The sequence below is a fragment of the Mesorhizobium sp. WSM4832 genome (assembly GCF_055811115.1).
This window is the reverse complement of record NZ_JBVVQH010000050.1, coordinates 1-1,540: the sequence shown is the minus strand read 5'-3', so window position 1 is coordinate 1,540 and position 1,540 is coordinate 1. Positions and strand designations below refer to the sequence as shown.

The 1,540-nt window shown below is 59.5% G+C and carries 2 protein-coding genes; both read left to right on the top strand.

Annotated elements, in window-relative coordinates; genetic code table 11:
* Window positions 1-2 precede the first annotated feature (2 nt).
* A complete protein-coding gene (locus tag AC0L2L_RS33265; RefSeq protein ID WP_473584008.1) occupies window positions 3-707 on the top strand; it encodes a LuxR family transcriptional regulator in 705 nt (234 codons plus the stop codon).
* Between the two features lie 100 nt (window positions 708-807).
* On the top strand, window positions 808-1,452 hold the full coding sequence (locus tag AC0L2L_RS33260) for an acyl-homoserine-lactone synthase (RefSeq protein WP_473584007.1): 645 nt from the start codon (window positions 808-810) through the stop codon (window positions 1,450-1,452).
* Window positions 1,453-1,540 lie beyond the last annotated feature (88 nt).

The following is a 1,540-nucleotide window of genomic DNA, read 5'->3' as shown; positions in this document are numbered from 1 at the left end:
CTTTGCTGGAACAGTTGTCTTTGAGCGTTGATGAAGTCGACTTCCATAACGCACTGGCCAGCGCCGCCGGCGCCTTCGACATTCCCGCATTCGCCTATCTGTCTCTGGTGTCTGATCGCGTGACAAAACCCAGGCTGATATCGAACTATGATTCCGGCTGGACGTCGCACTACTTGCGCCACCAATATGAAAGGATTGATCCGGTCATAGAACGGGCACGGTGCAGCGAATGTCCCTTTCAGTGGGGACTGGGTTTCGGCCATGCCGGCATTTCACAGCGACAGCAACAGCTTTTCGATGAGGCTGCCGAATTCGGCATCTGCTGCGGACTGACCATTCCACTTGTCGACCGCCGCGGCGGTGTCGCTGCGATGACCTTCGCGGCAGACAGGCTCGATCCGACCTTCCTGCGCGTCGCCGAGCAATATGAGCAAGCGCTCGAGATTATGGCCATGTGCTTTCACATTGGCGTTCGCCGCAAGCTTTCGGGTGGTCTGGCGGTGGATGGTGTTTCGCTGACACCCCGTGAATACGAATGCCTGGAATGGACGGCGAAGGGCAAGTCCGCCTGGGAGATCGGCTGTATCCTGGGGATCAAGGAGCGCACGGCCGCTTTCCATTTGGACAATGCCAAGAAGAAGCTCGGCGTACGCACCAAAAATCAGGCGGTGACGCTGCTGGCCTCCTCACGATCATCAATTCCCTGAGGAACAGAATCCCTCTTTGATCTACCTGTGCAAACGCACAGGCAGTCGCGGCATGAAGGTTCGCCTCCAATGGCAGGGTCATACCTGCGAGGAGACCATCATGATTGAGCTTATTGCGCCCGGCTGGTACGGCGCCTTTGTCGACGAACTTCACGAAATGCACCGCCTGCGCTACCGCGTCTTTAAGCAGCGCCTCGACTGGAACGTGAGCACGACCGGCGGCTTCGAGATCGATTCATTCGATACCCTGAAACCGCACTATCTTGTGTTGCGCGATTCCGCCGGTCGGGTCGGGGGCGGCGTGCGCCTTCTGCCCTCGACGGGGCTGACGATGCTGCGAGATGTCTTTTCGAGGCTGTTGGAAGGGAGATCGGCACCCGAGGAACCGAGTGTCTGGGAAAGCAGCCGTTTCGCCCTTGATCTTCCACCGTCTGCGCCGAAGGGCAGTGGGAGCATTGCTGTTGCCACCCATGAACTCCTCGCCGGCATGATCGAGTTCGGTTTGTCGCGGCGGCTCACCCACATCGTCACGGTTTCGGATTTGCGCATGGAGCGAATTCTGCTTCGCGACGGATGGCCGGTGGCCCGGATAGGTCCGCCCCAGACAATCGGCTCCACGCGCGCCGTTGCCGGCTTTTTGCATGCTTCAGAGGAGAGCCTTGCTGCGGTCCGCCACAATGGCGGTCTTGGCGGTCCCGTGCTGTGGGCGCCGGTGCTCTGTACGGGGCGCCTGACATGGTTATGATAGGTAATGACGCCGACTGGCCCGACTGGCAGAATGAGAAGTCTTATCGCTATACGCGACAACTGACGCGACGCGGCTGGGCCTGGGA